Below are 26,174 nucleotides of genomic sequence, written 5' to 3' on the forward strand. Positions count from 1 at the left end.
TATGGAAACAGATCGATCCCGGCGTGACGGCGGCCCGTCGCCCGGCGTCCCGATAACGGTGCTTTTGAAAAGCGACCAGGCACCCGCAGAGGTGCTTCCAGAATTCAGCCTTGATCCGTGAGAACGTTATGGAACCCGGAAACGCCCAGCTGTCGATGACGGTACTGATGACCCCCGACATGGCCAACTTCTCTGGCAATGTCCACGGCGGCACCCTGCTCAAATACCTCGACGAAGTGGCCTACGCCTGCGCGAGCCGTTATGCCGGCCGTTACGTAGTGACGCTGTCGGTGGATCAGGTGATTTTCCGCGAGCCGATCCATGTCGGCGAACTGGTGACCTTCCTCGCTTCGGTCAACTACACCGGCAATACCTCGATGGAAGTCGGCATCAAAGTGGTGACCGAAAACATCCGCGAGCGCTCGGTGCGCCACACCAATAGCTGCTTTTTCACCATGGTCGCGGTCGATGACCAGCGCAAGCCGGCCGCCGTGCCGCCACTGCAACCGCAGAACAGTGAAGACAAGCGTCGGTATATGCAGGCGCAGCAGCGTCGGCAGATTCGTCAGGAGCTGGAGAAGCGTTATCAGGAGATCAAGGGCGACGCCTGAGATCAAAAGCAAAAGATCGCAGCCTTCGGCAGCTCCTACAGGGTTTTGTATTCCCCTGTAGGAGCTGCCGCAGGCTGCGATCTTTTTTGAACGATAACGCGATTACAGACTGATCGCCGTCGCCTCAAACTTCACCCGCGGATGCGCAATCCGATCCTGCGCCCGCACCAGCTGCAGCTCGTAACTAGCGCACGCCTGGGTCTCCAGCAACACTTCATGCACCGCCGCCGCCGTGAATTCGAACGCTGCCACCAGGCTATCACCCAACAGCACCCGCGCCAGAAACAGGCCGGACGTCAGATCGCCGACGCCCACCGGCTGACGCGGAAACGCCAGCAGCGGGCGACGCAGATGCCAGCTGCCTTCAGCCGTCACCAGCAACATCTCGAAGCCATCCGCCGGTTTGCCCGGATAATCCAGATGTTTGACGAGCACCGCTTTCGGCCCACGCGCCAGCAACGCCCGCGCCATGGCCAGGCAATCAAACAGCGACTGCGGTTTACGCCCGGAAAAGCTGTCCAGCTCCAACTGGTTCGGGCACATGATGTCGGCCACGGCCGCCGCTTCTTCCAACAGGAAGTCGCTGACCTCGGTCGGCACGCTGCAACCCTTCTCGGGATGGCCCATCACTGGATCACACAGATACAGAGCCTTCGGGTTGACCGACTTGATGCGCTCTACGCCGCTGAGAATCGCCCGGCCCTGCGCCGCGCTGCCGAGGTAACCGGACAGCACCGCATCGCAGTTGCCCAACTCGCCAATCGCGGCAATGCCTTCGACCAGCTCGGGAATTTGCTGCGGCGCCAGCACTTCACCAGTCCACTGGCCATACTGAGTGTGGTTGGAAAACTGCACCGTGTTCAGCGGCCAGACGTTGACGCCGACCCGCTGCATCGGAAAAACCGCAGCGCTGTTGCCGGCGTGGCCGAACACCACGTGGGACTGAATGGCGAGCAGATGAGGCGTACGTTTCATTCGGGGCATTCCGTAAAACGATTGAAATTCAAGCCGCGCAGTATGCGACGAAACGCAGCCTGTACGACAGACCGGCGACGCAGTTAAGCTGACGCTATCTTTTGGAGTTTGATGTTGATGCTGACCCTCGAAAACATCTTCGTGCTGATGCTGTTCGCCGTGGCCGGCGCGTGGCTGTGGCACAACCACGGTTTGCGCGAGCGCGCGCTGGCGCGGGTCAAACAGCATTGCATCAATGTCGGCGTCGAGCTGCTGGACGGGAATGTCGCGCTGAAAAAGATCGGTTTGATCAAGGACGCCAACGGTCGTCGACGGCTGGCGCGGGTCTACAACTTCGAATTCACCGTGACTGGCGAATCCCGGCATAACGGCACGATTACCCAGTTTGGTGCGCACAGTGCGCAGATTGAGCTGGCGCCCTACCCGGCACCGTTCGACGATACGCCGCCGGTGGTTGAGGTGCAGCGGCCGCGGGCGGAAGTTATCGAGCTGAGCCAGTGGCGGCAGGAACATACCAAGTGGAAACCCTAAAGATCGCAGCCTTCGGCAGCTCCTACATGGGATTTATGTACACCCTGTAGGAGCTGCCGAAGGCTGCGATCTTTTGATCTACCCCTCCCGACACCCCGACAAACCCCGCTGCAACACCTCAACATCCAGCGCCTCACCGAAGATCAGCTCGATCCGCGAATCCCTCCGCCACTCGCTGACCTGCCAATTCAACTCGGCATTATCCAAAGCATTCGCAGACACCCAGCCCTCCGCGCTGTGGATAACCAGTTTCACCCGCTGCCAATTGAGGCTGGTCAGCCAGTCAGCAATGCGCTGCTTGTCGAATATCTGCCCCGGATGCCAACGCCAGCCAATGCTCCAGCCTCCCTCCTGCGCCTGACTCAGGCAAATCGGCAGCATCGGATCGCTCCAGACGGCCGGCATCTGCCCTAATCCCTTGGGTACGACCAAGTTATCCACACCGCTGACCGCTTGTGCAGCCAGGCCCGGCAATTCGCTGAGCGATAGTTGCGCCTGTTGCGTCCAGATCAACCGGACTGGCGGCAACTGGCTGGCGATTTTTGCCCGGGCCGGTTCATCGAGATTTTCAGCCTTGTTCAACAGCAACAGGCCCGCGCTTTCCAACGCTTCCCGCTGCGCTGCCGGCAACGCTTTCCCCGCCTCAAGCGCTTGAGCATCCAGCACCAAAACACAAGGCTGCACCGCCAGCACACCCAGCCAAGGCGCCTCATTTAACTGTTTGAGCAATTGCGCCGGATGCCCCAGTCCGGACGGTTCGATAAACAATCGATCGGGTTTGGCCTTACGCAGCAAACGTCCGAGGCCGATCTGAAACGGCGCGCCATTGACGCAACACAAGCAGCCCCCGGCCACTTCGCCCAGTGCGATACCATCGGCGTCGCTGGTCAACAGCGCGGCGTCGAGGCCGATCTGGCCGAATTCATTGATCAGCACTGCCCAACGCTCGCCCTCTGGCCGCTGGGCCATGAGCTGGCGAATCAGGCTGGTCTTGCCGGCGCCCAAAGGGCCAGCAATGACATGGGTAGGAATGTTCTGCAACATGGCCGGGAATTTTCTTGGGAGATTCGAAGATGCGTTGGATGGGATGGTCGTTGCTGTTGGCGCTGCTGTCGAGCGAAGCGTGGGCTCAGGCCTGCGTGGTGCACAGTCAGGGCGAGCGGCTCGACGTCAAAGTCTGTCAGCAGAACCGCAACATTCCGCAGAAACTGTTCAACGATGGCTTCTGCCAACCGACGCTGGCCGGGCAGAAAGTCGAGGTGCAGTACGTCGATCAGTGCCCGAGCGGTGCCTTCGGTGTGTGCAGCAACGCGCAAGTCGCCAATATGCCTTATCGCCAGGACATCCACTATTACGGCGTCGCCACCGATGCCGCATATTTAAAGCCGTATTGCGAAGGCCAGAGCCAAGGGTCGTGGCTCAAGCCTTAACCGAGCCAGTCGAGGGTCAGTATTAATCGGCGCTCGCCAGCGGCCGGTTGCGGTGAGCGATGAATGAGACCGAAACCTTCATTGCCGTGCCATTTCTCGCCTTTCAATAGCGCAACGTCGCCGCTGTTGAGTTGCTGGATTTGCGCTTGGGGTTCGGCGTTGGCCTGCCCCAGTTGCTGGCGATCCATCGTGCCTTCCTTCAGCCATTGGCTGCCGACGCCGGCGTAGGTGGTGATCAGCCGCACCGGCACGTGATCGACATGAAATCGCGGGCACATGGCTTTATCGAGCACCCGCAGGCGCAGGCCGATGCGCTTGGCGCCCAGCAAACAGGCGAAGGCGCTGACCAGCCATTTCAGATCGGCGACAAAGCCTTCATAGCCTTCCAGATCACGGAAGCCTGAGGCCAACCCGGTCAGGTCAGGCTCGGCATCCTCTTTCGCCAGCTCCAGGCATAACGATTCCGCCAAGGGTTCGTTGAGCGATAGCAGTAACTGAGCGAAATCGCTGATGTGCAACGGCAATTGCCGCTGCCACACGGCGAGGTTGGTGTCGTCCTGGAGGATTTTCGTCAGCGTTTCAGGTGTCGGCCATTGGTGCTGATGGCGCGTACGGTTTTGCATGAGTTTGAGGGCGAGCATCAGGCGGCCTCTTCATGCCAAGGGCCGAACGGATCCGCCAGCAATCGCCAGCCTTCTACGCCGAGGGCCATTTCTTCATCGGTGAGCAGGCAGTCGTCCAACTCGTCGGAGAGCTGTAGGAAATCGATGTTCTGACCGATGAACACCAGTTCCTGACGGCAATCTCCTACGCTCGGTATCCAGTTTTCCATGATCGCGGCGGTGCTTTCCTGATCCTGCGGCCACTGGTTTTTCGGTACAAATCGCCACCAGCGCCCGGCGAAACCGTGACGCATCAAGCCGCCGGCCTGCGACCAGCTACCGGCGTCTGTGGGTTTGCTCGCCAGCCAGAAGAATCCTTTGGAGCGCAGCAGTTTGCCGTTCAGCCATGGGCGATCGATGAAGTTGAAGAAACGTTGCGGATGAAACGGCCGGCGCGCACGGTAGGCCGTCGAGGCGATGCCGTACTCGTCGGTTTCCGGCACGTGCTCACCACGCAATTCCTGCAGCCAGCCCGGTGCTTGCGCGGCTCGGTCGAAATCGAAGCGGCCAGTGTTGAGGATCTTCTCCAGCGGCACTTCGCCCATCACCATCGGAATGATCTCGGCTTGAGCGTTGAGGCGTTTGAGGATGGCGATCAATTCCTCACGCTCGGGCTGGCTGATCAGGTCGATCTTGCTGATCAACAGCACGTCGGCGAACTCGATCTGTTCGATCAACAGGTCGGTGATCGAGCGCTCGTCTTCCTCGCCGAGAATTTCGCCACGGGAGGCGAGGCTTTCCGCCGCCTGGTAGTCCGGCAGGAAATTCACACCGTCGACTACAGTCACCATGGTGTCGAGACGCGCGATGTCGGAGAGGCTTTGCCCGTGTTCATCGCGGAAGGTGAAGGTTTCAGCGACCGGTAACGGCTCGGAGATACCGGTGGATTCGATCAGCAAATAGTCGAAGCGCCCTTCCCGGGCGAGTTTGCTGACTTCTTCGAGCAAGTCTTCGCGTAACGTACAGCAGATACAGCCGTTGCTCATTTCGACTATTTTTTCTTCTGCGCGGTTTAAGCTGACATCACGCTGGACTTCGCTGCCATCGATATTGATCTCGCTCATATCATTGACGATAACTGCGACGCGAAGGCCCTTTCGATTACGTAGTACGTAATTCAAAAGTGTACTTTTTCCGGCGCCCAAAAATCCTGAAAGTACGGTGACGGGCAATTCGGCTGACATTGGATAATCCTCATAGGAAGGCAGCCGATTGACGCTTTTACTAGCGCTTGGCGTTTTGAGGCTTCATACGAGGGTTTCGTTGAAGCTAAACGCTTGAAATCGGCCTGCTCAGGCTCAGTTATTATTTATGTTATAGTATAACAACATGAATAAACCAGCCCTGCTCTTGTCCTGAGCGATAAACAGCAGGAAGCTGAGCCCATCCCACACGCGGAATTGGTAATGAAAACTGCGCTGAAATGCTCGTTGTTGAGCCTTGGATTGCTGATTGCTGGCAATGCGTCGGCGCAGTTGCCGACGCTGGCCAGCTGCACACGTAGCGCTAATCTGCTGGCGTGCATCGATGCCGAGGGCAATGCGTATAGCGTCAACACTGTCGGCAATACGCTTTACCTGCGTGGATTTGAAAAGATTGGGCAGCGTTATTGGGCGCAAACCAACAGTCGCTTTGGCCAACTGACATTCTTCACCGGTGTCGCCTCTGATGGCGAAGCGTGGGTTGGCTACACCCGCCGCGTCGGCTGGACGACCATTAATCGCTTTTCCAGCTCGGGCGGCAGCAGTGCGAAATTCACTTGCAGCCGAATCGTCGGCTGCTAGACCGATGCTTTTTGCTGCTCCTGTCGCCAGGCGAGATAGCTATCGATCGGTGGATTTTTCTCGAAATAGCGCTGCAATCCCTCAAACAAACCATCCGCCACGGCCTGTTGATGCCGCGCCGTGACCAGTCGCTGACTGTCGCGAACATTGGAAATGAAGCCGGTTTCCACCAGAATCGACGGCACATCGGGCGACTTCAACACGGCAAATCCAGCCTGTTCCACGCGCTTCTGATGCAGCGTAGTGATACTGGCCAGACTGCCCAGCACGGTGTTGCCCAGTTGCAGACTGGCGGCGATCGTCGCGTTCATCGACATATCAAGAATCACCCCGGCGAGCATTGGATCTTTGTCCTTGAGATTGAGCAGGCTGGTAGCGCCAAGTAGATCCGCGCCGTTCTCCCGCTGCGCCATAAAGCGCGCCGTCGCCGATGTCGCACCACCTTCAGACAAGCAATACACAGAGGCGCCGGAGGCTGTCAGCCGTGGCGCCGCATCGGCATGCACCGAGATAAACATGTCGGCTTTATGCTGACGGGCAATCTCCACGCGCTTACGTAAAGGCACGAAGAAGTCGTCATTGCGCACCAGTTTTACATCGAATCCTTTTTCCTTTTTCAGGCGTTTGCCGAGTAGCTGAGCAATGGAAAGCACCACATCTTTCTCCCGCTCACCTTTCGCGCCGACCGCACCGGGATCCTTTCCGCCGTGTCCTGGATCGACGACTACGATGATGTCGCGCTTGGGATGAGCGCCGATGTTGGGTGTTTCACGTGGAACCATTGTGGTGGTCACTGGCGACGTTTTCGCAGTGATTAAATCCAAAACCAACCGATGACTTTGGCCATCCTGCGGCGCCAAAAGGAAGCTGTTCAGCAGCACTGGATTACTCAGATCGAGAACAATCCGCGTGTCTCCCTGACCAAAAGGCCCGGATCGAATCGACCGGATTACCGTGCCGTTAAGCGTCAACTGACTGAAATCCCCGCTCAGATTTGCGCCGGACACATCGATGATCAGCCGTTCAGGAGCACTGAGGGTGAAGGTCTTGTAGCGCACAGGCCCACTTAAATCGAAAACCAATCGCAGCTTTTCAGCAGAACGCCACAGCCGCGCGTTGCGAATTTGCGCGGCCGAAACACTGAACGGAAGGGCGAAGGCCGCGCTGGCCAAAATCAAATTGAGCAGATGGCGTCTGTGCATATGAAAACCTGTTCATGAAAAAGGCATCGTGGATTGCATTGTTATAATATAACATCCAATTCATTCAACACGATGGCTTCGAACATGAATTCGCTGACACTTCCGGATATCGCCGCGCAGTCCGCTCGCCAAGCCTTGCCCCTCGAATGGGTGGGCATGCACGGCATCGCATTACCTGTTTTATTGGAAGGCCAACGCTTGAGTGCGAAGGCTGATGCGGGAGTGAGTCTGGATGACGGCAAGGCTCGCGGGATTCACATGTCGCGGCTTTATCTGGCGCTGGAAGCGCTGGAACAGCAGAGCCTTTCCCCTGCTCTGCTGCACCAGGTGCTCAAACGTTTTCTGGATAGCCACAAAGGTTTATCCAACTGCGCCTACCTGAATATCCACACCGATTTACTGCTGAAACGTCCTGCGTTGATCAGTCCATTGGCCGGTTGGAAATCCTATCCCGCGACCGTTTCAGCCAGTCTGAAAAACAAGATGTTCCACGTGGAACTCAAAATTGAAGTGCCCTACTCTTCGACTTGCCCCTGTTCAGCAGCCTTGGCTCGACAGTTAATCCAGCAACAATTCGTCGACGACTTCGCCAATAAAGCCCTTCAGCATGCAGACGTTCTAGCTTGGCTCGGCTCGACCCAAGGCATCATCGCCACGCCTCACAGCCAACGCAGCACCGCACAACTGCATGTGCACCTCGACGAGTTCATCGACGAGTTACCGCTGAGCGCGATCATCAATGACGCTGAAGCCGCCCTAGGCACCGCCGTACAAACCGCCGTAAAACGCGCCGACGAACAAGCCTTCGCCCTCGCCAACGGGCAGAACCTGATGTTCTGCGAAGACGCCGCACGCCGATTGAATCTCGCACTTCGCCGTACACCCGGGGTTAACCAATTCCATTTGCGAGTGATCCACGCAGAAAGTCTTCACGCCCACGACGCCGTCGCCGAAAGCCACTGGCAGCGTGAGCAAGCATGATCCGCTGCCAATCCCTGAGCTGGGGAGCTCCCGGTCAACCGCTGACCACGCCCCTCAATCTAGAGCTGGAAAGCGGTAGCCTCACAGCAATCGTCGGTGCCAACGGCTGTGGCAAAAGCAGCCTTCTGAAAGTCATCGCCGGCCTGCAAAATCCTTTGGCAGGCAAAGTCAGCCTGAGTGTTCCACGTCAAAGCGGCTTGTCGTTCCTGCCCCAACAACAGCACCTCGACCGCCAATTCCCCATCAGCCTCGAGGAACTGATCGCCGCCGGTTTCTGGGGACGCCGACTCTCCACCCAACTGCGCGCACAACGCCTGAAAGACGCACTGGAAAACTGGCACCTCAGCGGACTGGAAAACCGCCCGCTCATGGCCCTCTCCGGCGGCGAATTACAACGCGCCCTGCTCGCTCGTTTGAGCCTGACCGATGCCCCGGTTCTGCTCCTCGACGAACCCCACGCCGCCCTCGATGAACTCGGCCAACAATTGCTCTGGCAACACATCCATGCCTGGCATAACCAGGGTCGAACCATCGTCGTGGTCTGCCACGACCTCGCCGCCGTACGCCAACATATTCCGCAAACGTTACTGATCAAAAACCGCGAATGCGTATTCGGCGCCAGCGTCGAACTGATCCAGCAAACCCCTCACACGCAGGTGGCCTGATGCTCGCCGTCGCCCACTTATGGCAACCGTTCAACGAGTTCGTGTTCATGCGCCGCGCCCTGCTCGGCGGCCTGGTCTTGGCGTGCAGTACGGCACCACTCGGTGTGTTTTTGATCCTGCGACGGATGAGCCTGATCGGTGACGCCATCGCCCACGGCATCCTTCCCGGCGCCGCGCTGGGATTCTGGTTCGCCGGCCTGAGCCTTCCCGCACTGACACTCGGCGGCCTCGGCGCCGGCCTGAGCATGGCCGGACTCGCCGCATGGATCACCCGCCGCACCGGTCTGCGCGAAGACGCCAGCCTCGCCGCGATCTACCCGATCTCCCTCGCCAGCGGAGTGCTGATTCTCGGCATCGCCGGCAAACGCCTCGACCTGCTTCATCTGCTGTTCGGCTCAGCATTGGCCGTCGACGGCCCGACCCTCACCGGCATGTTGTGGGTCTCGGGATTCAGCTTGATCGCTATGGCACTGATCTATAAACCGCTGCTGCTCGACACCCTCGACCCGCTATTCCTGAGAACCGTCAGCCGCCTCGGCCCTCTCGCCCACGGCGTGTTCCTGACGCTGGTAGTACTCAATCTGGTGATCGGTTTCCAGGCCATCGGCGCGCTAATGGTCGTCGGACTGATGATGCTCCCCGCCGCTGCCTCGCGATTCTGGAGCCGCCGCTTACCGATCCTGATTGCCATCGCCGCCGTCATCGGTTGCCTCTCGGTGTGGTTCGGTTTGCTCCTGTCGTTCTACTACTCGCTGCCAAGCGGCCCGGCCATCGTGCTGGTCGCCGGCGTCGGCTATCTGTTGTCGGTGGTGTTCGGGCCGGTTCACGGTCTGCTGCGCCGCCCGCCCCTGCTCACATCCCAATGAGGTGTTTCCCGATGCGCGCTCTACTCGTGTTGTTCAGCCTGCTGCTGTCGATGTCATTGTCGGCGGCAGAAAAATTACCGGTGGTGACCAGCTTCAGCATTCTCGGCGACATGGTGCATCAGGTCGGCGGCGAGCATATTCAGATCACCAACATGGTCGGCCCGGACGCCGATGCGCACACTTACGAGCCGACACCGGACGATGCCAAAGCGTTGCTCGGCGCTAAACTGATCATCAAGAACGGCCTCGGTTTCGAGCCGTGGCTGGATCGACTGGTGACCAGCACCGAGACCAAAGCTAGGATCATCAGTGCCAGCCATGGCGTGATTCCACGCTCGCTGGATGAGGACGGCGAAACCGTTCCCGACCCGCACGCCTGGCACAATCTGGCGAACACCGAGCTGTACATCGCCAACATCACCAAAGCGCTGATCGCTGCCGACCCAGCGAACAAGGCCGACTACGAACGCAACAGCCAAGCCTATCTGAAGCAGATCTACGCGCTGCTCGCCGAAGCAAAAACCAAGCTTGGTTCGCTGCCGCCGGGCAATCGCAAGATCGTCACCAGCCACGATGCCTTCGGTTATCTCGGTCAGGCCTATGGCATCGACTTTATGGCGCCACAGGGTTTGTCCACCGAGCGTGAACCCTCGGCCGCTGAAGTCGCTGCGCTGATCACCCAGATTCGTCAGGCCAAGGTCAAAGCGGTGTTCATGGAAAACATCAAGGACGCTCGCTTGCTCAAGCAGATCGCTGATGAAAGCGGCGCGCACATCGGCGGTACGTTGTACTCCGACGCCCTCGCCGCCAGCGGCCCGGCCAGCACCTTCACCGGTCTGTTCGAATACAACCTCAATACCCTTTACGACGCGCTGAGCAAACCATGATCCGCAAGAATCCTTCAGGCGATTTGCCGCAAATCGCCGAGTCGGCTTACGTCGATAAAACCGCGATCATCTGCGGCAAAGTGGTGATTGGCGAGAACGTTTTCGTTGGCCCCTACGCAGTAATACGCGCCGACGAAGTGGACGCCTCAGGCGACATGGAGCCGATCACCATCGGCGCCAATTCGAACATTCAGGACGGTGTGGTGATCCACTCAAAATCCGGTGCGGCGGTGACCATCGGCGAGTTCAGTTCCATCGCCCACCGCTCGATCGTGCATGGCCCATGCGTGGTCGGCGACCGCGTGTTCATCGGTTTCAACAGCGTGCTGTTCAACTGCATCGTCGGCAACGGCTGCGTGGTACGGCACAACTCGGTGGTCGATGGTCGCGATTTGCCGGACGCGATCTACGTGCCCTCCACCACCCGCATCGGCCCGAACACCGACCTCTCCTTATTCCCACCGGTGAGCGTCAGCGCTTCGGAGTTTTCCGAAGACGTGGCGCGCACCAATGTCGATCTGGTGCGCGGCTACAAAGCCTTGCAGAACGAGTTCTGAAACCATGAGCAGCGTGCTGATTCGCAACGCCAGGCTGGTCAACGAAGGACGCGAGTTTGACGGCGATCTGTTGGTCAGCAACGGGCGCATCGTCAAAATTGCGCGAAGCATTGAAGGTGAAAACGCCACGGTAGAAATCGACGCCAACGGCCAATGGTTACTGCCGGGGATGATCGATGATCAGGTGCATTTCCGTGAACCGGGTGCGCCGGCCAAGGGCAGCATTCACACCGAGTCGCGCGCGGCGGTCGCCGGTGGCATCACCAGCTTCATGGACATGCCCAACACCAACCCGGCCACCCTCACCCTCGAAGCACTGGCGGATAAAAAGCGTCGGGCGGCGATCAACTCAGTGGCTAACTATGGCTTTCACTTTGGCGTGAGCCGGGACAATCTCGATTCGGTGGCTGCGCTCAATCCGTGTGAAGTGGCCGGGGTGAAAGTGTTCATGGGCGCGTCGACCGGCAACATGCTGGTGGATGATCCGCAGATCCTTGAGCGACTGTTCGCCGAAGTGCCAACCATCCTGTTGGCGCACTGCGAACACACACCAAGCATCGACGCTAACGCGGCCAATCTGCGCGAGCTGTTCGGCGATCGTATTCCGCCTGCCGCTCACCCGCTCATCCGCAATGCCGAGGCGTGTCATCGATCCTCATCACTGGCGGTGGAACTGGCGAAACGTCACGGCACACGCCTTCACGTTTTGCACCTCACCACCGCGCGAGAGTTGGCGTTGTTTGAGGACAAACCGTTGGCGCAGAAACGCATCACCGCTGAAGTGTGTCTGCATCATTTGTTGTTCGATGATCGCGACTATCCAAGCCTCGGCAACCTGATCAAGTGCAACCCGGCGATAAAGAGTCAGAACGATCGTGATGCTTTGCGGGAGGCTTTGAACAGCAATCGGTTGGACGTTATCGGCAGCGATCATGCGCCGCATACCTGGGAAGAAAAGCAGCAGCCTTACGCACAGGCGCCGTCGGGATTGCCACTGGTGCAGCATGCGTTGCCGGCGCTGATGGAGTTGGTGGCGGATGGGGTTTTGCCGGTCACGACGTTAGTGGCGAAGACCAGCCATCGCGTCGCGGATCTGTTTGCGATTCCGGATCGTGGCTATTTGCGTGAGGGGTATTGGGCGGATCTGGTGTTGGTTGAAGCGCAGAGGCTGGAGGTCGATCGGCAGCCGATTCTGTCGCAGTGCGGATGGACGCCGTTTGCCGGGCGCAGCTTTCGGCATCGGGTGAATGCGACGATTGTGTCGGGGCAGATTGCGTGGCGGGAGGGACGGGTGAACGAGGGGTGTCGCGGGCTAGCGCTACGATTCATGCGCTGATTCAAAAACCCTGTAGGAGCTGACGAGTGCAACGAGGCTGCGATCTTTTGATCTTGTTTTTGGCAATCAAGATCAAAAGATCGCAGCGTGCCGCAGCTCCTACAGGGATCGCATTAAGCGCGGGGTTTCACAGCGCCGCAATCCTGGCCCAGCCAAACCGCACGGGTTTCCAGACTGCCCCTCTGGTTGATCCCGATCGCATTGAACGTGCCGTTGGCCACCGTGGTGAATTCACGATCACTGAGGAACGTCGCCACGCCGGTGCCCTGTGCTTTCGGGCAGCTGAAGCGGAATTTCCACTGGTTGCCGGTGCGATCGGTGATCTGCTGTTTGCAGCCCGACTGCGGGTCGGCCAACGGAATATCGTTGGTCGCCACCTGCTCTGGCGTCAGGCAGGCGCGGATGCCTTTGCCGCCGATATTGATGCCGTTTTTCTCCAGCGCCGCACGCTGTTGCGGGGTCATCTGCCCTTGCAGTTGACCGAGGATCGATTGCACATCCATAGGCTGATCATCGACCTTGACGTTGCTCGATGTCATTTCCCACAGACCCGGCTGCAGCATCTGCGCCTGAGCAACCACCGGCAAAGCCAAACCCAGACCCAGCGCCAAACCCAGCAGACGAACGTTCATCGAAAAACTCCTGATCAGTAGTGGCCGTTAGACGTCGGCCGGTTGCTTCGGTTCATGCACCAATTAAATAGCGACAATCGCGACAGAACATGGTCTGTTAAGCATTGAATCTTCCGGAGCAAGGCTGCCCCATGGATTATTTTGGACCGCACATTTTCGGTTACCTGATCGCCCTGATACACACCCTCGGCTTGATCGCCGCCCTTCACGCGGTGCTCACCGTGCGCACGGCTCAAGGCTCGATCGCCTGGGCATTGTCGCTGATCTTTATTCCCTACCTCACGCTAATTCCGTACCTGGTGTTCGGCCGAAGCACGTTTGATGGTTACATCAAGGCGCGGCGCCAGGCCAACGAACAAATGCGTCAGGCCATTTCCGAACTGAACTGGCGGCCTTGGGTGGAAGAAGCCCTGACCGCGCGCGCCTCGAATGCCTACGCCTCACTGCGGGCGATGCCCAAGCTTGGGCGCATGCCGTGTCTGGCGAACAACGAAGTGCAGCTGCTGATCAACGGCACCGCGACGTTCGAGTCGATTTTCCACGCCATCGAGCAGGCGAAGGAAGCGGTACTGATCCAGTTTTTCATCATCCACGATGACCGCCTCGGCCAGCGCCTGCGTGATCTGCTGCTGAAGAAAGCTGCCGATGGCGTGACCATTCACCTGCTCTACGACCGCATCGGCAGCCACGCCCTGCCCCACAGTTATGTGCAGGCGCTGCGTGATGGCGGTGTCGAGGTCAAAGCCTTCGCCACGCGCAGCGGCTGGCTCAATCGCTTTCAGGTCAACTTCCGTAACCACCGCAAGATCGTCGTGGTCGATGGCGTGGTCGGTTTCGTCGGCGGGCACAACGTCGGCGATGAATACATGGGCGAAAAACCACCGCTGGCACCGTGGCGCGATACCCACGTCAAAGTGCGTGGTCCGGTGGTGGCGTGCATGCAGGAATCGTTTGCCGAAGACTGGTTCTGGGCCGCACGCACCCTGCCGCCGCTGATCCTGCCGGATGAATACCCCGAAGACGGCGTGCTCTGCCAATTGCTCGCCAGCGGCCCAGCCGATGCGTACGAAACCTGCTCGCTGTTCTTCGTCGAAGCGATCCACGCGGCGACAGAACGGGTGTGGATCACCAGCCCGTATTTCATCCCCGATGAAGCGGTTTTCGCCGCGTTAAGACTGGCGGTGTTGCGCGGTGTCGATGTGCGATTGCTACTGCCTTCACGCCCCGACCACCGCATCGTCTACGCCGCTTCCAGCCTTTATGCCTTCGAAGCGGTGCGCGCCGGCGTGCGGGTGTTCCGTTACCGTCCCGGTTTCCTGCATCAGAAAGTGGTGTTGATCGACAGCGAGATCAGCGCGATAGGCAGCGCCAATCTGGACAACCGTTCGTTCCGGCTGAATTTCGAAGTGATGTTGCTGACGGTCGACAGTGCGTTCGCCGCCGACGTGGAACAAATGCTTAACGACGACTTCGCGCAGTCTGATGAAGTCGCCAAAGAAGAAAGCCGGGAGATCCACCGCCTGCAACAACTCGGCATGCGGATCGCCCGGCTTATTTCACCGATTCTCTAAAGCCCCCCTCTCCCTAAGGAGAGGAAAAGGTTTAGGGGTTATAGATGTCGTCGCGTGTCCATGGCAGTTCGTGGCTGCCATCCGGATGTGCTTTCACCGCGAGGATCTGGTGCAGATTGATCCAGCCGCGCGCGAAGGCGTAAGCACAGCCGGCCAGGTACAAACGCCAGATGCGCAGCGCCTGATCCGGCACCAGTTTGCCCGCAGCTTCGAGATTGTCCTCGAGCCGTTCGCTCCAGTGATCCAGTGTGCGCGCGTAATGCAGGCGCAAGCTTTCGACGTCGACAATCTCTAGCCCCGCTTCGCTGATCTCCGCCGAGATCATCGACAGGTGCGGCAGCTCGCCGTTGGGGAATACGTATTTCTCGATAAAGTCGCCGGCGCCGCGTCCCACCGGACGGCCATCCGTGTGTTTGGCGGTGATGCCGTGGTTCATCACCAGACCGCCCTCCTTCACCGCGCCGAACAGGGTTTTGCAGTACTCGGCGAGATTGGCGTGGCCAACGTGCTCGAACATGCCGACGCTGACCACCTTATCGAAACGGCCATCCTGCGGCAGGTCGCGATAGTCGAGCAGTTGCAGTTCGACCTGGTCTTCGAGGCCCTCGGCTTTTACTCGCTCGCGCGCCAGTTCCAGTTGTTCTTTGCTCAAGGTGATGCCGAAGACTTTCGCGCCGAATTCGCGTGCAGCAAAACGTGCCAGCCCACCCCAACCGCAACCGACATCCAACAGGTATTCGCCCGGCTGCAAACGCAACTTGCGGCATAAATGGCGGAATTTGGCTTGCTGCGCCTGCTCCAGGGTTTCGCTACCCGTTTCGAAATACGCGCAGGAATACGCCATGTCGCTGTCCAGCCAGAGCTGATAGAACGCGTTGGACAGGTCGTAGTGGTAGGAAATGGCTTTGGCGTCGGTTTCCTTGTCGTGCAAGGACCGCACCGGCTGATTGTCGTCATCGTCACCGAGCAACGCGTTACTCAATTCGTCGCAGACCCGGATGACCTCGCTGATCGAGCCCTCCAGTTCGAGCTTGCCTTCAACGAATGCCGCTCCGAGCGCATCGAGGCTGGGATGGGTGAACTGGGTGACCATCTGCGGGTCCTTGACCACGATGGTGACGCTGGGCGCCGGCCCCAGATTGAACTCATGGCCGTCCCAGAGTCGCAAGCGAAGCGGTAGCTGCAGATTCTGTAAGGCCGGTGGAAGTTGCGCGAGCATGGAAAATCCCCCTTGTTTCAGACCGTCAGATCTGAGGGTAGACCATCCTTGAAAAATAGCAGGCTATCGATTTAATTAGCCAAAACTATCGTTGCAGACGCTCCAGCAAGCCATCCTGAACCCACTGTTTCAACCACGTAACAGCTTGCAGCGGCGCGCCCTCACCATAGATGACTGCTGACGCGTCGCACAGTTCGGAGAAACTCCAGCCTTCGTTCAACAACCCATTCAGCGCATTCGCTTCAGCGCGGTCCAGACTGCGATAATTACAGACCAAGTCGTGACGCCAGATCACGCAGACCTGGGGTGTTTCGAGTGCCACGCTGTGCGGGAAATCCGCTTCATCCTTTACCGAGCGCCAAATCGCGACGCTGTTGAATTCACACACCAGCCATTGCAGCGAAGGCGTCGGTTTGAACTGCAAGGTCGGCCACTCTTCCGGCGCCAGTGCCGCCATCGTATTAATCGTCAGCGGCGCGCCGGCCGGGGAATCGAAGGCCAGGGTGAACGCCCATTCCAGCGCGGCCAGTTCCGCCAGCGGCGCACTTTGCTCAGGCACCAGATGCTCTCGGATAAACGCTTCAAAACCTTTACCCAGCCAACGCAGACTGTAATGCGCCGACGGATAGTGGCGAATGTACGCGGTGGCGAGCAGATCGAATTCTTCATCGCCCATCCAATAATGAATAGCCGGGAAATCGTGGGTCAGCACTTCCAGCAAACGCGCCGCGTAAGCGTTGTGATAAATCGCCAGGCCAGTACCGACGTCGAGCGTCGGCCCGCCGATCAGGCTGTCGGCCAAGGCGCGATCGGCCGGCGCGGCATCCAGCAGAAACGCTTCGAACGCCAGTTGCCATTCCTTCAAGCGCATTGCTGTCTCCCGGCCAGAACCGTGTCACCCAACTCGCGGGCCTTGTGCAGCTCGGCGAGCAGTTCTTCGAACGGCGGGAAATGATCATCGCGTTCCAGCAAGGTCGCCACCGGGCCGATGTGTTCCAGCGTGCGTTGATACAGCGCCCAGACCGGATCACTCACCGGATGGTCGTGGGTGTCGATGACGTAATCACCGTAGTCGTTGTGCCCGGCCAGATGCAGTTGGCGCACTTTTTCTGCCGGCAAACCTTGAATGAACGCCCACGGATCGAAGCCGTGATTGCGCGAACTGACGTAGACATTATTAACGTCGAGCAACAACTCGCAGCCACTCTCCCGGCTCAGGGCCGCGAGAAATTCCCATTCGCTGAACTCGTCCAACGCGGCGCGCACATAGCTGGAGACGTTCTCCAGCACCAGCGGCCGCTGCAAGACATCCTGAACCTGCGCCACACGGCCGGCGATGTATTCCAAGCTTTCTGCGGTATAGGGCAGCGGCAGCAAATCGTGCAACTGATGGGCGTTGCCACGGCTCCAGCACAGGTGATCGGAGATCCATGCCGGTTTGACCCGTTCGGCCAGTTGCTTGAGTTGTTTCAGATAGTCCGGATCGAGGGCATGCGGCCCACCGATGGACAAGGACACACCATGCATCACCAGTGGATAGCGCTCGGCGATGGCGTCCAGGTAGTACAGAGCCTTGCCGCCCTGCACCATGAAATTTTCGGAGACCACTTCAAACCAGTCGACGTCCGGCGACTGTTCGAGGATCTGCTGATAATAAGCGCTGCGTAAACCGAGGCCGTAACCCAGGAAAGGAAGCGAAGCTGACATGTCGGACTCCTGCTAAAAGTGGCCGCAGTGGCGTGAACCACTGCGGCGGCACTTGCGGTCAGTTATTCGCCGACCTTGCCACCTGCTTTTTCGCAAGCCGCTTGAGTCATGGCCTTGAAGCCCATGCCTTTGCAGGTGCCCAGACCTTTGCAGGCGTGATCTTTGGTCTTGCAGTCGTTCTGGCCTTTGCAGGCATTGACGCCGTAGCAGTGAACGTTGGCATCAGCAGCCGTAGCGGTAGTCGAAACACCGGCAAACATCGTAGCAGCGGCAAAAGCGAGAGCGGCACCAGCAGCAGCAGTCTTGATAGTCATTGTTGTAGTCCTCAGTCATCGTCAGGGATGTCGGCTGAACGGTTTGTTCAGTCTCGACATAGCACTAGAGAGAGCGACCCGGATGGCGTTACAACACGAGCAAAATTAATTTCAGATCTCTTCCTTGAGCTTGAGCAGTGGTTCCTGAAAGCGCAGCAAGCGCCCGGCATTACCCAACACCAGCAGCGTACTGAGGTTATGCAACAGCGCCGCGATCATCGCCCCGGCGGCACCCAACCAACCGAATGCGGCGAACACAACGATGGCCAGCGTCCAGCCCAGACCGATGACCACGTTGACTTGCAAGGTTCGGCGACACTGGCGACTGAGGCGTACACAGGTTCCGAGCCGGCGCAAATCGCTGCCGATCAGCACGATGTCAGCCGAGGCCAACGCGATATCCGCACCGCCCGCGCCCATCGCCACACCGACCACGCCGGCCTTGAGTGCCAGCGAATCGTTGATGCCGTCACCCACCACCATCGGCCGGAAACCGTTGTCGATTTCCTTGAGCACACGATTGAGTTTGTCCTCGGGTAAGGCTTGGGCTTGAACCTCTTGCAAACCAACATCACGCGCCAAAGTCTGAGCGACACTCTGCCGATCACCGGTCAGCAACAGTTGCCGACCCAAGCCCAATTCGCGCAACTCGCTGAGGGCAAAACGCGCCTCCGGTTTGACGCTGTCGGCCAGCAACAACCACGCGAGAAATTCACCGTTCAAGGACAACCCGGCAATCGGGCCGTCGTGCTCGGGAACGGTCGTAGTAATGATGCCCAATTGCGCGAACAACTCCGGTCGCCCCAGCGCCGCCTCGCCCTGCTCCGTCATGGCAACCACACCAAGACCCTGACGCTCGTGTATCTCACTCAGGGCCACCGACTGTTCCTGACTGACCAACCCCGCCAACGCTCGACTCACCGGATGACTGCTCGCCGCTCCGAGGCTGGCAGCCAGTGCGGTAATCGCGGAGCTGTCTGCGTGGGAACTGTCGATCGACTGCAAACGCAACGTGCCGTAAGTCAGCGTGCCGGTCTTGTCGACAACCAGCGAGGTCAGGTCAGCCAGTTCTTCAAGAAACGCCGAACTGCGGATCAGAATTCCGTGACGCGCCGCCACCGCGACACCGGCAATTGCCGTCGCCGGCGCAGACAACACCAACGCGCACGGACACGCCGCCACCAACACCGCGAGCATCGCCTGCGCATCGTTGGTGACGAACCAAGTCACCGCCGCCAGCAACAACACCAGCACCATGTAACTGCCGGCATAACGCTCGAGCAAACGAGTGATCGGTGGTTTCGAACGCTCGGCGTTTTGCATCAGGGCGATGACTTTGCCGAGGGTCGATTCATCGCCGGTGCGAGTCACTTCAATACGCAGCAGCCCATCAAGGTTGATCGCGCCGCCGAACACCGTCATGCCGACAGCCGCCTCGACCGGCACTGACTCGCCAGTAATCGAAGCGGTATCGAGACTGGCCTGACCGGACAAAACCCGACCATCCGCCGGCACCCGATCACCGGCGCGCACCTCAACAGTGTCGCCAGATTTCAGCGTGCCGTTGTCCACTTCGAGGATCGAACCATCAGCCTGAACCTTGCGCGCGTGACTGCGCGTCAGTTGGCCAAGCGCATGGATCGCTTCCTGCGAACCGATGACACTGCGCTCCTCCAGCACGTGGCCGAAGATCATGATGATCGGCAGCAACGCCGCCGTGAGCAGATCGCCAGTCGCCCACGCGCCGAGCATGGCCAAGGCAATCAGTTGATCGGTGATGCCGTGCAGGCTTGGATAACGCAGGCTGTACCACGCCGAACGCATCACCGGCACGGCGACTAATAAAGAAGCAAAACCAAGCAGCAACTGACTGACACCGGTTTGCTCCGGCACCAGCCAACGCCAGATCAAACCGAGACCCAGCAAGCCCAGCGCAAGCATCGCGAGGGTCAGTTGCCGAGCGGCGCGGCGTTGTTCGGCCGAGGACAACAGGCTCGGGGCGGCGGTCGTCGCAGTCATTTAATGGCTCCCTGAATGATCAGGCGGGAATCGTCTTTCGGATCGACCGTGGTCACCGATCCGGCCTGGCCGAGAATCTTCGGCATGCGCTCGCGGTACAGGCGCAAGAGCATTTGCGGGTCGGCGCTGCTGGCCAGACTCGACACCGTGGCGGTGTCGGCCGAGGCCTTGGCCAGGCGTTCACCGGCCTGCGCGTGAGCTACTTGCAGCGTGCGGTCGGCTTGTTCGTTGGCGGTCTGGGTGAGTTTCTCGGCGTCAGTGCGCGCGTTGGCCACGGCTTTATCGGCTTGCTGACTGGCAGTCAGCACGGCGTTGAACGCACTTACGGCAGGGTCAGGCAGACTCGATTGCACATCAACCCGTGCCACTTCGATACCGATGCCCTGCCCGCTCGCCTTCAACTCGGCGAGGCGTTTGTTGATGCCTTGCACCAGATCACCGCGCAGCCTTTCACGGCGTTCGGCGGCTTGATTGTCAGCGCCGATCAACTCAGGACGAGCGACAAGAATAGTGTCGAGATCGCGCGCGGCCGTCAGTGCGACGGCGCTGCGGGTGACCAATCGATCCAGCGCCGGCAGCACATGATCGGCCTGCAAGACGAAGTCGTAAGGGTCGGTGACTTTGTAGAACACCCGCACATCCAGTTGCACCACGCCGGCATCACCGGTCAATAAATAACCAGACCCCGCCAGCGCATCGCTCAGCGGTGTGGCGAACGAAGCGACACGATCAGCCTTCAGCGCCTCATCGCTGCGCAACAGGTTTTCCACTCGGCGTTCGATGACTCGATCCGCTGCGGGCAACAAAATCACATGTTCGAATGGCTGCGGCCAGGCCAACAACAGACCGGCGTTCTGTACGCGATCCAGTGCGCCAAAATGCAAAACCAAGGCGCGATTCTGCGGGTCGATCTGCCGCACGTTGGAGAATGCCCACGCCAATGCGGCTAACACCGTTACCGCATACAGGGCAAAAAATGCCAAACGACCGGCCTGAATCCACGGGCTGTTTAGCGAATGTGTTCCACGTGGAACTTCTTCACTCATGGCTGCGATCCGGATTTGCTGTCGAGTGTCGGCGGGCCATCGACCAGTACGCGGAATGGCGCGGCGTCGGTGCGCAGAATTAGCTTGGTGTCTGGCGTGACAATGGTGCCGAGGGTGTCCAGCGAGCGCAGCAAGTTATACAGCTGCGGCGAACTGGCGTAGGCACGGCCGTAAATCTGCGCGGCTTCGACGCGAGATTGCGCTTCGATTTCTGCGGCTTTCACGGTGGCGTCAGCTTGCACAATTCGCGCATCGCGTTCGGCAGCGGAACGGATTTGCGCCGCTTCGCGTTTGCCGATCGCCGTACGTTCGGTGGCAATGGTTTCACGCTCGGCGCGCATGCGATCGACCGTGGCAGTCAGCGTCACCGACGGCAAGGTCAAACGCTCGATGCCGACTTGCACGACACGCACGCCATAGGTCGCGAGCAATTGCTGATCAATCTGCTGACGCAACTGCGCTTCGAAGTCAGCGATGTGCACTTGGCTGGCATCGGTGTTGACCAGATTCGCCAGATCGAAACTGCTCGCAGTGGTTTCCAGCGCCGAGCCAACGAAGGTGCGAATCTGCCGCGCCGCTTCATCGGGCTGGTTTTGCACTGCGCGCATGAAGCGCTGCACGTTGCTTGGATCGCCCTGCACCTGCCACGCCACGTAGGCCTGAACGATGATGCGCAAACCATCGCGGGTGCCGACATCCTGCAAGCCGCTGGAGGTAGTGCGCAGACGTAGATCCACCGGAATCGCCGCTTCGAATGGCGCCGGCCAGCGCCAGCTCAAACCTGGATCGAGCAGTACTCGCGCTGGATTGCCGAAGCGGGTAATGACCGTGGCTTCACCGGAGCGCACTTGCACCAGGCTTGCCGCCGCGATAGCGAACGCCACCAGCAACACCGCCCAGCCCATGCGCCGCCACGGGAAAGGCCCCGCCTCTTCCGGCGCACCGTGGTGATGATGCCCGTGATGATGGTGATGTCCGCCGTGGCCGTGATCGTGGCCGCTGTGATCATGCGGTTCGTGCGTGTGCGACTGGCTCAATGGGCGACTCCTGGTTGAGCGATGGTGCGCGCGGGCGTCGGGTCAGCCGGCAGCGTGAAGGTACGCAGGTCGATGGTCGGCGCATTGCTGCTGCCACCGAGGCGATGATCGAGTACCAGCAATTTGGCTTTGCTCAGGCCTTGGCTGAGCTGCGCGAGGTATTGCTCCAGCACAAAGGCCTGACCGGCACTGGCGTAGGCTTTTTGTTCGGCGCTGAATTTCAGATCCGCCGCCTGCGCCGTGGCACTGGTTTCGCGTGCATTGGCACTGGCCTGATCGCGAGCGAGGCTGGCCTGCAATTGCGCCTGATTACTCGCTTCGGCCGCTGCGCCACGCTCGCGGGAGATCAACGCCTGCGCACCGATCTGCGCCGCTTGCACCGCGTGATAAGCATTGGCGGCACCGGCCGGCGGGTGAATGGCTTCAACCACTGTGGCGAGAATCTCGACGCCACTGTTGAGTTGTTGCAGATCACTTTGCACCGCGCGACCGATCTCCTCGCCCAGCCCAACCCGGTCTTCACCGAGCAAACCGTCGAGCGTACGCGAAGCAAAGTCGTGCACCAGAATCCGGCTGGCGGTGCTGCGGATCAGCGTTGGCACATCAGCGCTGTTGTACGTCGCGGCCAGCGCCGCCTGATCCGTCAGGCCGATGCGATAGACGAAGCGCACGTCCATGTTGACGATCTGAAAGCTCTGCTGATCGCCGCGGCTGCTGGCGATCACTTGCGACTTGTCGTTGACGTGACTGGCGTCCCACAAACGGTTGGCCGTCATCGGTGCCGGGCCTTCAGCAGGATCGACTTGTGGCGGTGCCGGGTTCTCGCCGACGCTGGTAGCGAGTTCATGCACCACGCCGTTTTCGACGATCAACACGCGACCCAACGGCCACGGCAAACCTGTGTGCAAACCGGGGCCAAACACCTGCACCGGTTTGCCGAAACGCTCATAAATGCCTCGGCCCTGCAGCGGGATTTCGTGGATGCCGGTGAGCAACCAACCCACCGCTGCGACCAGCGCCAGCACCGGCAGAAACGCTCGGCGCATGTAACTGAACGCCCAGATCTGACGCAAGTCGATGCCAAAACGGTTGTGCAATTCATGCTGCAACGCGAGCAACGGTTGCGGTGGCCAACGCAGCATGTCGGCGACGAAACTGCGCGCCAGTAGCGTCGGTTCGAGCTGTTCGCGGCGTGGGCTGAAGACCGAGAGTACCGCGCGCAATAGCAGCTCGATCGCGACCAATCCCGGCAAGATGCCGATGAGTACCGCCACGCGAACCGGCCAAACCGCGTTCTCGCCAGCGAACAATAAACACAGCGCGCCGAGCACCAGACTGATGATCGCCACGCGCGTCAGTTGCGCCAGCGCTCCTGCTTCTGGCCATTGCGCTGGATTTTCCTGAGCGAGTTGCCGCTCCAGCACCAGCAAGCCGAACGCCAGCAGCAGCGCCAACGCCGCACCGACGGAGGCGGACACTCCAACGGCAGCGGCGGGCAACGTCAGGTTCCACACCTGTTCGATGCTCAGCGCCACCAGCAACGCCCAACCGCCCAACCACAGCGTCGCTGCACCGATCTGGCCAAGCACATGCAAACCGCGCTGACTGAGGCGATCCAGCAGGCGCTCGTACCAACCTTCTGGCGCAATCGCTTCATCGTCGGCAGTCGGCGTCAGCACAACAGGATTGATCACCCGCGCGCGCCATTGCGTCACCCACCACGCCGATTGCAGCCCGGCGACCAGCACCAGCAACGCCGCGCTCTGATTGACCAGCAGCGGCAGCCACAATGACTGCGGCGCAAACAACCCGACGAAAAACGCCGACACCCAGCCCGCCCCGGCCAATCCGCCAAGGCCCAACGCCCAACGCCGCAGTCGTCTGCCCTGCATGGCCGCCTGCTGAAAACGCGGCAGTCCGGTCACTTGCGTGCCATCCACCTCCAGATCAACTTGCATATCACCCCAAAATCATTGGCTCACGGTTCATATCGTTACGATATAACGAAAAGCGTGAAATATTCGTACACAATTACCCGTATTCAAAGATGCTCAACCTGTCGCTTGCCTGAAGCCTTGACCGAAATGTCTGGAAACGCACATATTACGTTCGTAATTTTTATCGACAGCTACTTTTAGCGATCCGCATCCATTCATCAGGAGCAAGCGCATGAGCAACTATGACGTAGTGATTCTGGGCGGCGGCCCCGGTGGTTATAACGCGGCGATCCGCGCCGGCCAGTTGGGCCTCAAGGCCGCTTGCGTCGAAGGTCGGGCGACCCTCGGCGGCACCTGCCTGAACGTCGGTTGCATGCCGTCCAAAGCCCTGTTGCACGCCTCGGAGCTGTACGACGCGGCGATGGGTGCGGAATTCGCCAACCTCGGCATCGAAGTCAAACCGACGCTGAACCTCGCGCAAATGATGAAACAGAAAGACGAAAGCGTGACCGCCTTGACCAAAGGCATCGAGTTTCTCTTTCGCAAGAACAAGGTCGACTGGATCAAGGGCTGGGGCCACATCGACGGGCCGGGCAAGGTCACGGTGACTGACGATCAGGGCAGCAAAGTCGAGCTGACTGCCAAGGACATCATCATCGCCACCGGCTCCGAGCCCACTCCCCTGCCCGGCGTCGAGATCGACAACAAGCGCATCCTCGATTCCACGGGCGCGTTGTCGCTGAGCGAAGTGCCCAAGCATCTGGTGGTCATCGGGGCCGGCGTGATCGGTCTGGAATTGGGTTCGGTGTGGCGGCGACTCGGCGCGCAGGTGACCGTGGTCGAATACCTCGACCGCATCTGCCCCGGTGTTGATGCCGAAGCCGGCAAAACCCTGCAACGCTCGCTGAGCAAACAGGGCATCGCCTTCAAGTTGAGTTCGAAAGTCACCAGCGCGACGACGTCGGAGAACGGCGTGCAGCTCAGCGTTGAGCCGGCGGCGGGCGGCACGGCGGAACTGCTCGAAGCCGATTACGTGCTGGTGGCGATTGGTCGTCGTCCGTACACCCAAGGCCTGGGCCTGGAAAACGTCGGTCTGAGCACCGACAAGCGCGGCATGCTCGCCAATAAACAGCATCGCACCGAAGCGGCTGGCGTCTGGGTGATTGGCGACGTGACGTCCGGGCCGATGCTCGCGCACAAGGCTGAGGATGAAGCGATGGCCTGCGTCGAGCAGATCCACGGCAAGGCTGGCGAGGTGAATTACGACCTGATCCCCAACGTGATCTACACCAAGCCGGAACTGGCCAGCGTCGGCCAGACCGAAGAGCAGCTCAAGGCTGAGGGTCGCGCCTACAAGGTCGGCAAGTTTCCGTTCACCGCCAACAGCCGGGCGAAGATCAACCATGAGACCGAGGGCTTTGCCAAAGTCCTCGCCGATGAACGCACGGATGAAGTGCTCGGCGTGCATCTTGTGGGGCCGAGCGTGAGTGAGATGATTGGCGAATTTTGTGTAGCGATGGAATTCAGTGCCTCGGCGGAGGACATTGCCTTGACCTGTCATCCGCATCCGACACGCTCGGAAGCGTTGCGCCAGGCGGCGATGAATGTTGAGGGGATGGCGACGCAGATGTAGAAGATCAAAAGATCGCAGCCTTCGGCAGCTCCTACATGAGATGCGTCCCCTGTAGGAGCTGCCGGAGGCTGCGATCTTTGCTTGTCAGGCCGGAAGATGTCCCAAAGGCAAAGCCCCCGGTGTCTTCACCGTGTGAATCGCAAAGTTGCTGCGGATGTCACTCACCCCCGGCAACTTCAACAGGCAGCCGCTGAGAAAGCGGTCATACGCGCGCAGATCCGGCACCACCACTTGCAGCAAAAAATCCGATTCCCCCGACACCAGAAACGCCGATATCACCTCCGGCAGCGCCGTCACCGCCGCATAAAACGCCTCGGCCTGTTCGTCGTTGTGGCGTTCGACCTTGACCCCGACAAACACCGTCAGCCCCAGCCCGACTTCATCGCGATCAAGATTGGCCTGATAGCCGCGAATCACCCCCGCCTCTTCCAGCATGCGCACCCGGCGCAAACACGGCGATGCCGACAAGCCGATTTCATCCGCCAGCTCGACGTTGCTCAGGCGCCCGTCCCGTTGCAGGGCGGCGAGGATTTTGCGGTCGAAGGCATCCAGTTTCATGTTTGGCAGATCCC

Annotated in this window: 27 protein-coding genes; 12 read left to right on the forward strand and 15 right to left on the reverse strand. The window is 59.7% G+C overall.

Features of this window, described 5'->3' with window-relative positions:
* Positions 1 to 128 precede the first annotated feature (128 nt).
* A complete protein-coding gene (locus tag ACIP66_RS11740; RefSeq protein ID WP_003229693.1) occupies positions 129 to 611 on the forward strand; it encodes an acyl-CoA thioesterase in 483 nt (160 codons plus the stop codon).
* 102 nt (positions 612 to 713) lie between these two features.
* Here the strand turns inward: ACIP66_RS11740 and pdxY are convergent, their stop codons facing one another.
* On the reverse strand, positions 714 to 1,586 hold the full coding sequence (pdxY, locus tag ACIP66_RS11745; RefSeq protein ID WP_053125194.1) for a pyridoxal kinase PdxY: 873 nt from the start codon (positions 1,584 to 1,586) through the stop codon (positions 714 to 716).
* A 117-nt stretch (positions 1,587 to 1,703) separates the two neighbouring features.
* On the opposite strand from pdxY, the gene ACIP66_RS11750 reads away from it, so the two are divergent.
* A complete protein-coding gene (locus ACIP66_RS11750) occupies positions 1,704 to 2,117 on the forward strand; it encodes a DUF3301 domain-containing protein (RefSeq protein ID WP_159813311.1) in 414 nt (137 codons plus the stop codon).
* 78 nt (positions 2,118 to 2,195) lie between these two features.
* On the opposite strand, the gene ACIP66_RS11755 is transcribed toward ACIP66_RS11750, so the two are convergent.
* Positions 2,196 to 3,161: a CobW family GTP-binding protein gene (locus ACIP66_RS11755; RefSeq protein WP_400648178.1), complete on the reverse strand. Its 966-nt coding sequence runs from the start codon at positions 3,159 to 3,161 to the stop codon at positions 2,196 to 2,198.
* A gap of 29 nt (positions 3,162 to 3,190) precedes the next feature.
* On the opposite strand from ACIP66_RS11755, the gene ACIP66_RS11760 reads away from it, so the two are divergent.
* The gene (locus ACIP66_RS11760; protein ID WP_159813203.1) at positions 3,191 to 3,547 is read left to right on the forward strand and encodes an NADH:ubiquinone oxidoreductase; all 357 of its coding nucleotides are present in this window, start codon (positions 3,191 to 3,193) and stop codon (positions 3,545 to 3,547) included.
* On the opposite strand, the gene ACIP66_RS11765 is transcribed toward ACIP66_RS11760, so the two are convergent.
* Positions 3,544 to 4,188 (reverse strand): DUF1826 domain-containing protein, encoded by a 645-nt coding sequence (locus ACIP66_RS11765; RefSeq protein ID WP_400648181.1) that lies wholly within the window; start codon positions 4,186 to 4,188, stop codon positions 3,544 to 3,546. The two genes, ACIP66_RS11760 and ACIP66_RS11765, sit on opposite strands and share 4 nt — an antisense overlap.
* Positions 4,188 to 5,393, reverse strand: coding sequence for a zinc metallochaperone GTPase ZigA (gene zigA / locus ACIP66_RS11770; protein ID WP_212550311.1), 1,206 nt, complete (start codon positions 5,391 to 5,393; stop codon positions 4,188 to 4,190). Before zigA ends, ACIP66_RS11765 begins: the two co-directional genes overlap by 1 nt.
* A 222-nt stretch (positions 5,394 to 5,615) precedes the next feature.
* Here zigA and ACIP66_RS11775 point away from each other — a divergent pair, with 222 nt between their 5' ends.
* Entirely contained in the window at positions 5,616 to 5,993 is a 378-nt protein-coding gene (locus tag ACIP66_RS11775; RefSeq protein WP_159813209.1) for a glutamine synthetase, read from the forward strand.
* Here the strand turns inward: ACIP66_RS11775 and ACIP66_RS11780 are convergent.
* On the reverse strand, positions 5,990 to 7,195 hold the full coding sequence (locus ACIP66_RS11780; RefSeq protein WP_400648185.1) for an N-acetylmuramoyl-L-alanine amidase: 1,206 nt from the start codon (positions 7,193 to 7,195) through the stop codon (positions 5,990 to 5,992). The genes ACIP66_RS11775 and ACIP66_RS11780 overlap by 4 nt on opposite strands.
* 84 nt (positions 7,196 to 7,279) lie before the next feature.
* Between ACIP66_RS11780 and folE2 the strand changes: the two genes are divergently transcribed.
* From folE2 to ACIP66_RS11810, 6 genes are read left to right on the forward strand one after another with little or no spacing between them, the layout of a single operon-like run.
* On the forward strand, positions 7,280 to 8,176 hold the full coding sequence (gene folE2 / locus ACIP66_RS11785) for a GTP cyclohydrolase FolE2 (protein WP_400648188.1): 897 nt from the start codon (positions 7,280 to 7,282) through the stop codon (positions 8,174 to 8,176).
* Positions 8,173 to 8,841, forward strand: a complete 669-nt coding sequence (locus ACIP66_RS11790; RefSeq protein WP_400648191.1) for a metal ABC transporter ATP-binding protein — start codon at positions 8,173 to 8,175, stop codon at positions 8,839 to 8,841. The genes folE2 and ACIP66_RS11790 overlap by 4 nt, the downstream gene beginning before the upstream one ends.
* Positions 8,841 to 9,707: a metal ABC transporter permease gene (locus ACIP66_RS11795; protein WP_400648193.1), complete on the forward strand. Its 867-nt coding sequence runs from the start codon at positions 8,841 to 8,843 to the stop codon at positions 9,705 to 9,707. The genes ACIP66_RS11790 and ACIP66_RS11795 overlap by 1 nt, the downstream gene beginning before the upstream one ends.
* Before the next feature lie 11 nt (positions 9,708 to 9,718).
* Complete coding sequence (locus ACIP66_RS11800; protein WP_400648196.1) at positions 9,719 to 10,594, forward strand: metal ABC transporter substrate-binding protein; 876 nt, start codon at positions 9,719 to 9,721, stop codon at positions 10,592 to 10,594.
* A complete protein-coding gene (locus tag ACIP66_RS11805; RefSeq protein WP_400648199.1) occupies positions 10,591 to 11,151 on the forward strand; it encodes a carbonate dehydratase in 561 nt (186 codons plus the stop codon). The genes ACIP66_RS11800 and ACIP66_RS11805 overlap by 4 nt, the downstream gene beginning before the upstream one ends.
* 4 nt (positions 11,152 to 11,155) lie before the next feature.
* Positions 11,156 to 12,487, forward strand: a complete 1,332-nt coding sequence (locus tag ACIP66_RS11810) for a dihydroorotase (RefSeq protein WP_400648202.1) — start codon at positions 11,156 to 11,158, stop codon at positions 12,485 to 12,487.
* 113 nt (positions 12,488 to 12,600) lie between these two features.
* Here the strand turns inward: ACIP66_RS11810 and ACIP66_RS11815 are convergent, their stop codons facing one another.
* Entirely contained in the window at positions 12,601 to 13,119 is a 519-nt protein-coding gene (locus tag ACIP66_RS11815; protein ID WP_400648204.1) for a DUF3617 domain-containing protein, read from the reverse strand.
* A gap of 131 nt (positions 13,120 to 13,250) precedes the next feature.
* On the opposite strand from ACIP66_RS11815, the gene cls reads away from it, so the two are divergent.
* Positions 13,251 to 14,690, forward strand: a complete 1,440-nt coding sequence (gene cls, locus ACIP66_RS11820; RefSeq protein WP_053125224.1) for a cardiolipin synthase — start codon at positions 13,251 to 13,253, stop codon at positions 14,688 to 14,690.
* 31 nt (positions 14,691 to 14,721) lie between these two features.
* On the opposite strand, the gene cfaB is transcribed toward cls, so the two are convergent.
* The 8 genes from cfaB to hflK (ACIP66_RS11860) form a co-directional block, all read right to left on the reverse strand.
* Positions 14,722 to 15,909, reverse strand: a complete 1,188-nt coding sequence (gene cfaB, locus ACIP66_RS11825) for a C17 cyclopropane fatty acid synthase CfaB (protein WP_400648207.1) — start codon at positions 15,907 to 15,909, stop codon at positions 14,722 to 14,724.
* An 85-nt stretch (positions 15,910 to 15,994) separates the two neighbouring features.
* Positions 15,995 to 16,780 carry a putative DNA-binding domain-containing protein gene (locus tag ACIP66_RS11830; protein ID WP_400648210.1) on the reverse strand — a complete coding sequence of 262 codons (786 nt, stop codon included), beginning with the start codon at positions 16,778 to 16,780 and terminating at the stop codon, positions 15,995 to 15,997.
* The gene (locus tag ACIP66_RS11835) at positions 16,771 to 17,616 is read right to left on the reverse strand and encodes a DUF692 domain-containing protein (RefSeq protein ID WP_400648213.1); all 846 of its coding nucleotides are present in this window, start codon (positions 17,614 to 17,616) and stop codon (positions 16,771 to 16,773) included. Before ACIP66_RS11835 ends, ACIP66_RS11830 begins: the two co-directional genes overlap by 10 nt.
* A gap of 62 nt (positions 17,617 to 17,678) precedes the next feature.
* Positions 17,679 to 17,930, reverse strand: coding sequence for a hypothetical protein (locus tag ACIP66_RS11840; protein ID WP_053125233.1), 252 nt, complete (start codon positions 17,928 to 17,930; stop codon positions 17,679 to 17,681).
* A gap of 111 nt (positions 17,931 to 18,041) precedes the next feature.
* Entirely contained in the window at positions 18,042 to 19,949 is a 1,908-nt protein-coding gene (locus tag ACIP66_RS11845; RefSeq protein ID WP_400648216.1) for a heavy metal translocating P-type ATPase, read from the reverse strand.
* Positions 19,946 to 20,995, reverse strand: coding sequence for a protease modulator HflK (gene hflK / locus ACIP66_RS11850; RefSeq protein ID WP_400648218.1), 1,050 nt, complete (start codon positions 20,993 to 20,995; stop codon positions 19,946 to 19,948). Before hflK (ACIP66_RS11850) ends, ACIP66_RS11845 begins: the two co-directional genes overlap by 4 nt.
* Positions 20,992 to 22,032 (reverse strand): protease modulator HflC, encoded by a 1,041-nt coding sequence (hflC, locus tag ACIP66_RS11855; RefSeq protein WP_400648221.1) that lies wholly within the window; start codon positions 22,030 to 22,032, stop codon positions 20,992 to 20,994. The genes hflK (ACIP66_RS11850) and hflC overlap by 4 nt, the downstream gene beginning before the upstream one ends.
* Positions 22,029 to 23,990 carry a protease modulator HflK gene (gene hflK, locus ACIP66_RS11860; protein ID WP_400648223.1) on the reverse strand — a complete coding sequence of 654 codons (1,962 nt, stop codon included), beginning with the start codon at positions 23,988 to 23,990 and terminating at the stop codon, positions 22,029 to 22,031. Before hflK (ACIP66_RS11860) ends, hflC begins: the two co-directional genes overlap by 4 nt.
* A 211-nt stretch (positions 23,991 to 24,201) precedes the next feature.
* Here hflK (ACIP66_RS11860) and lpdA point away from each other — a divergent pair, with 211 nt between their 5' ends.
* Entirely contained in the window at positions 24,202 to 25,602 is a 1,401-nt protein-coding gene (gene lpdA / locus ACIP66_RS11865; RefSeq protein WP_400648226.1) for a dihydrolipoyl dehydrogenase, read from the forward strand.
* An 84-nt stretch (positions 25,603 to 25,686) separates the two neighbouring features.
* On the opposite strand, the gene ACIP66_RS11870 is transcribed toward lpdA, so the two are convergent.
* Positions 25,687 to 26,160, reverse strand: coding sequence for an Lrp/AsnC family transcriptional regulator (locus ACIP66_RS11870; protein WP_053125245.1), 474 nt, complete (start codon positions 26,158 to 26,160; stop codon positions 25,687 to 25,689).
* Positions 26,161 to 26,174: the final 14 nt, after the last annotated feature.

It is taken from the genome of Pseudomonas sp. NPDC088429 (assembly GCF_044753305.1).
Lineage (GTDB): Bacteria > Pseudomonadota > Gammaproteobacteria > Pseudomonadales > Pseudomonadaceae > Aquipseudomonas > Aquipseudomonas rustica.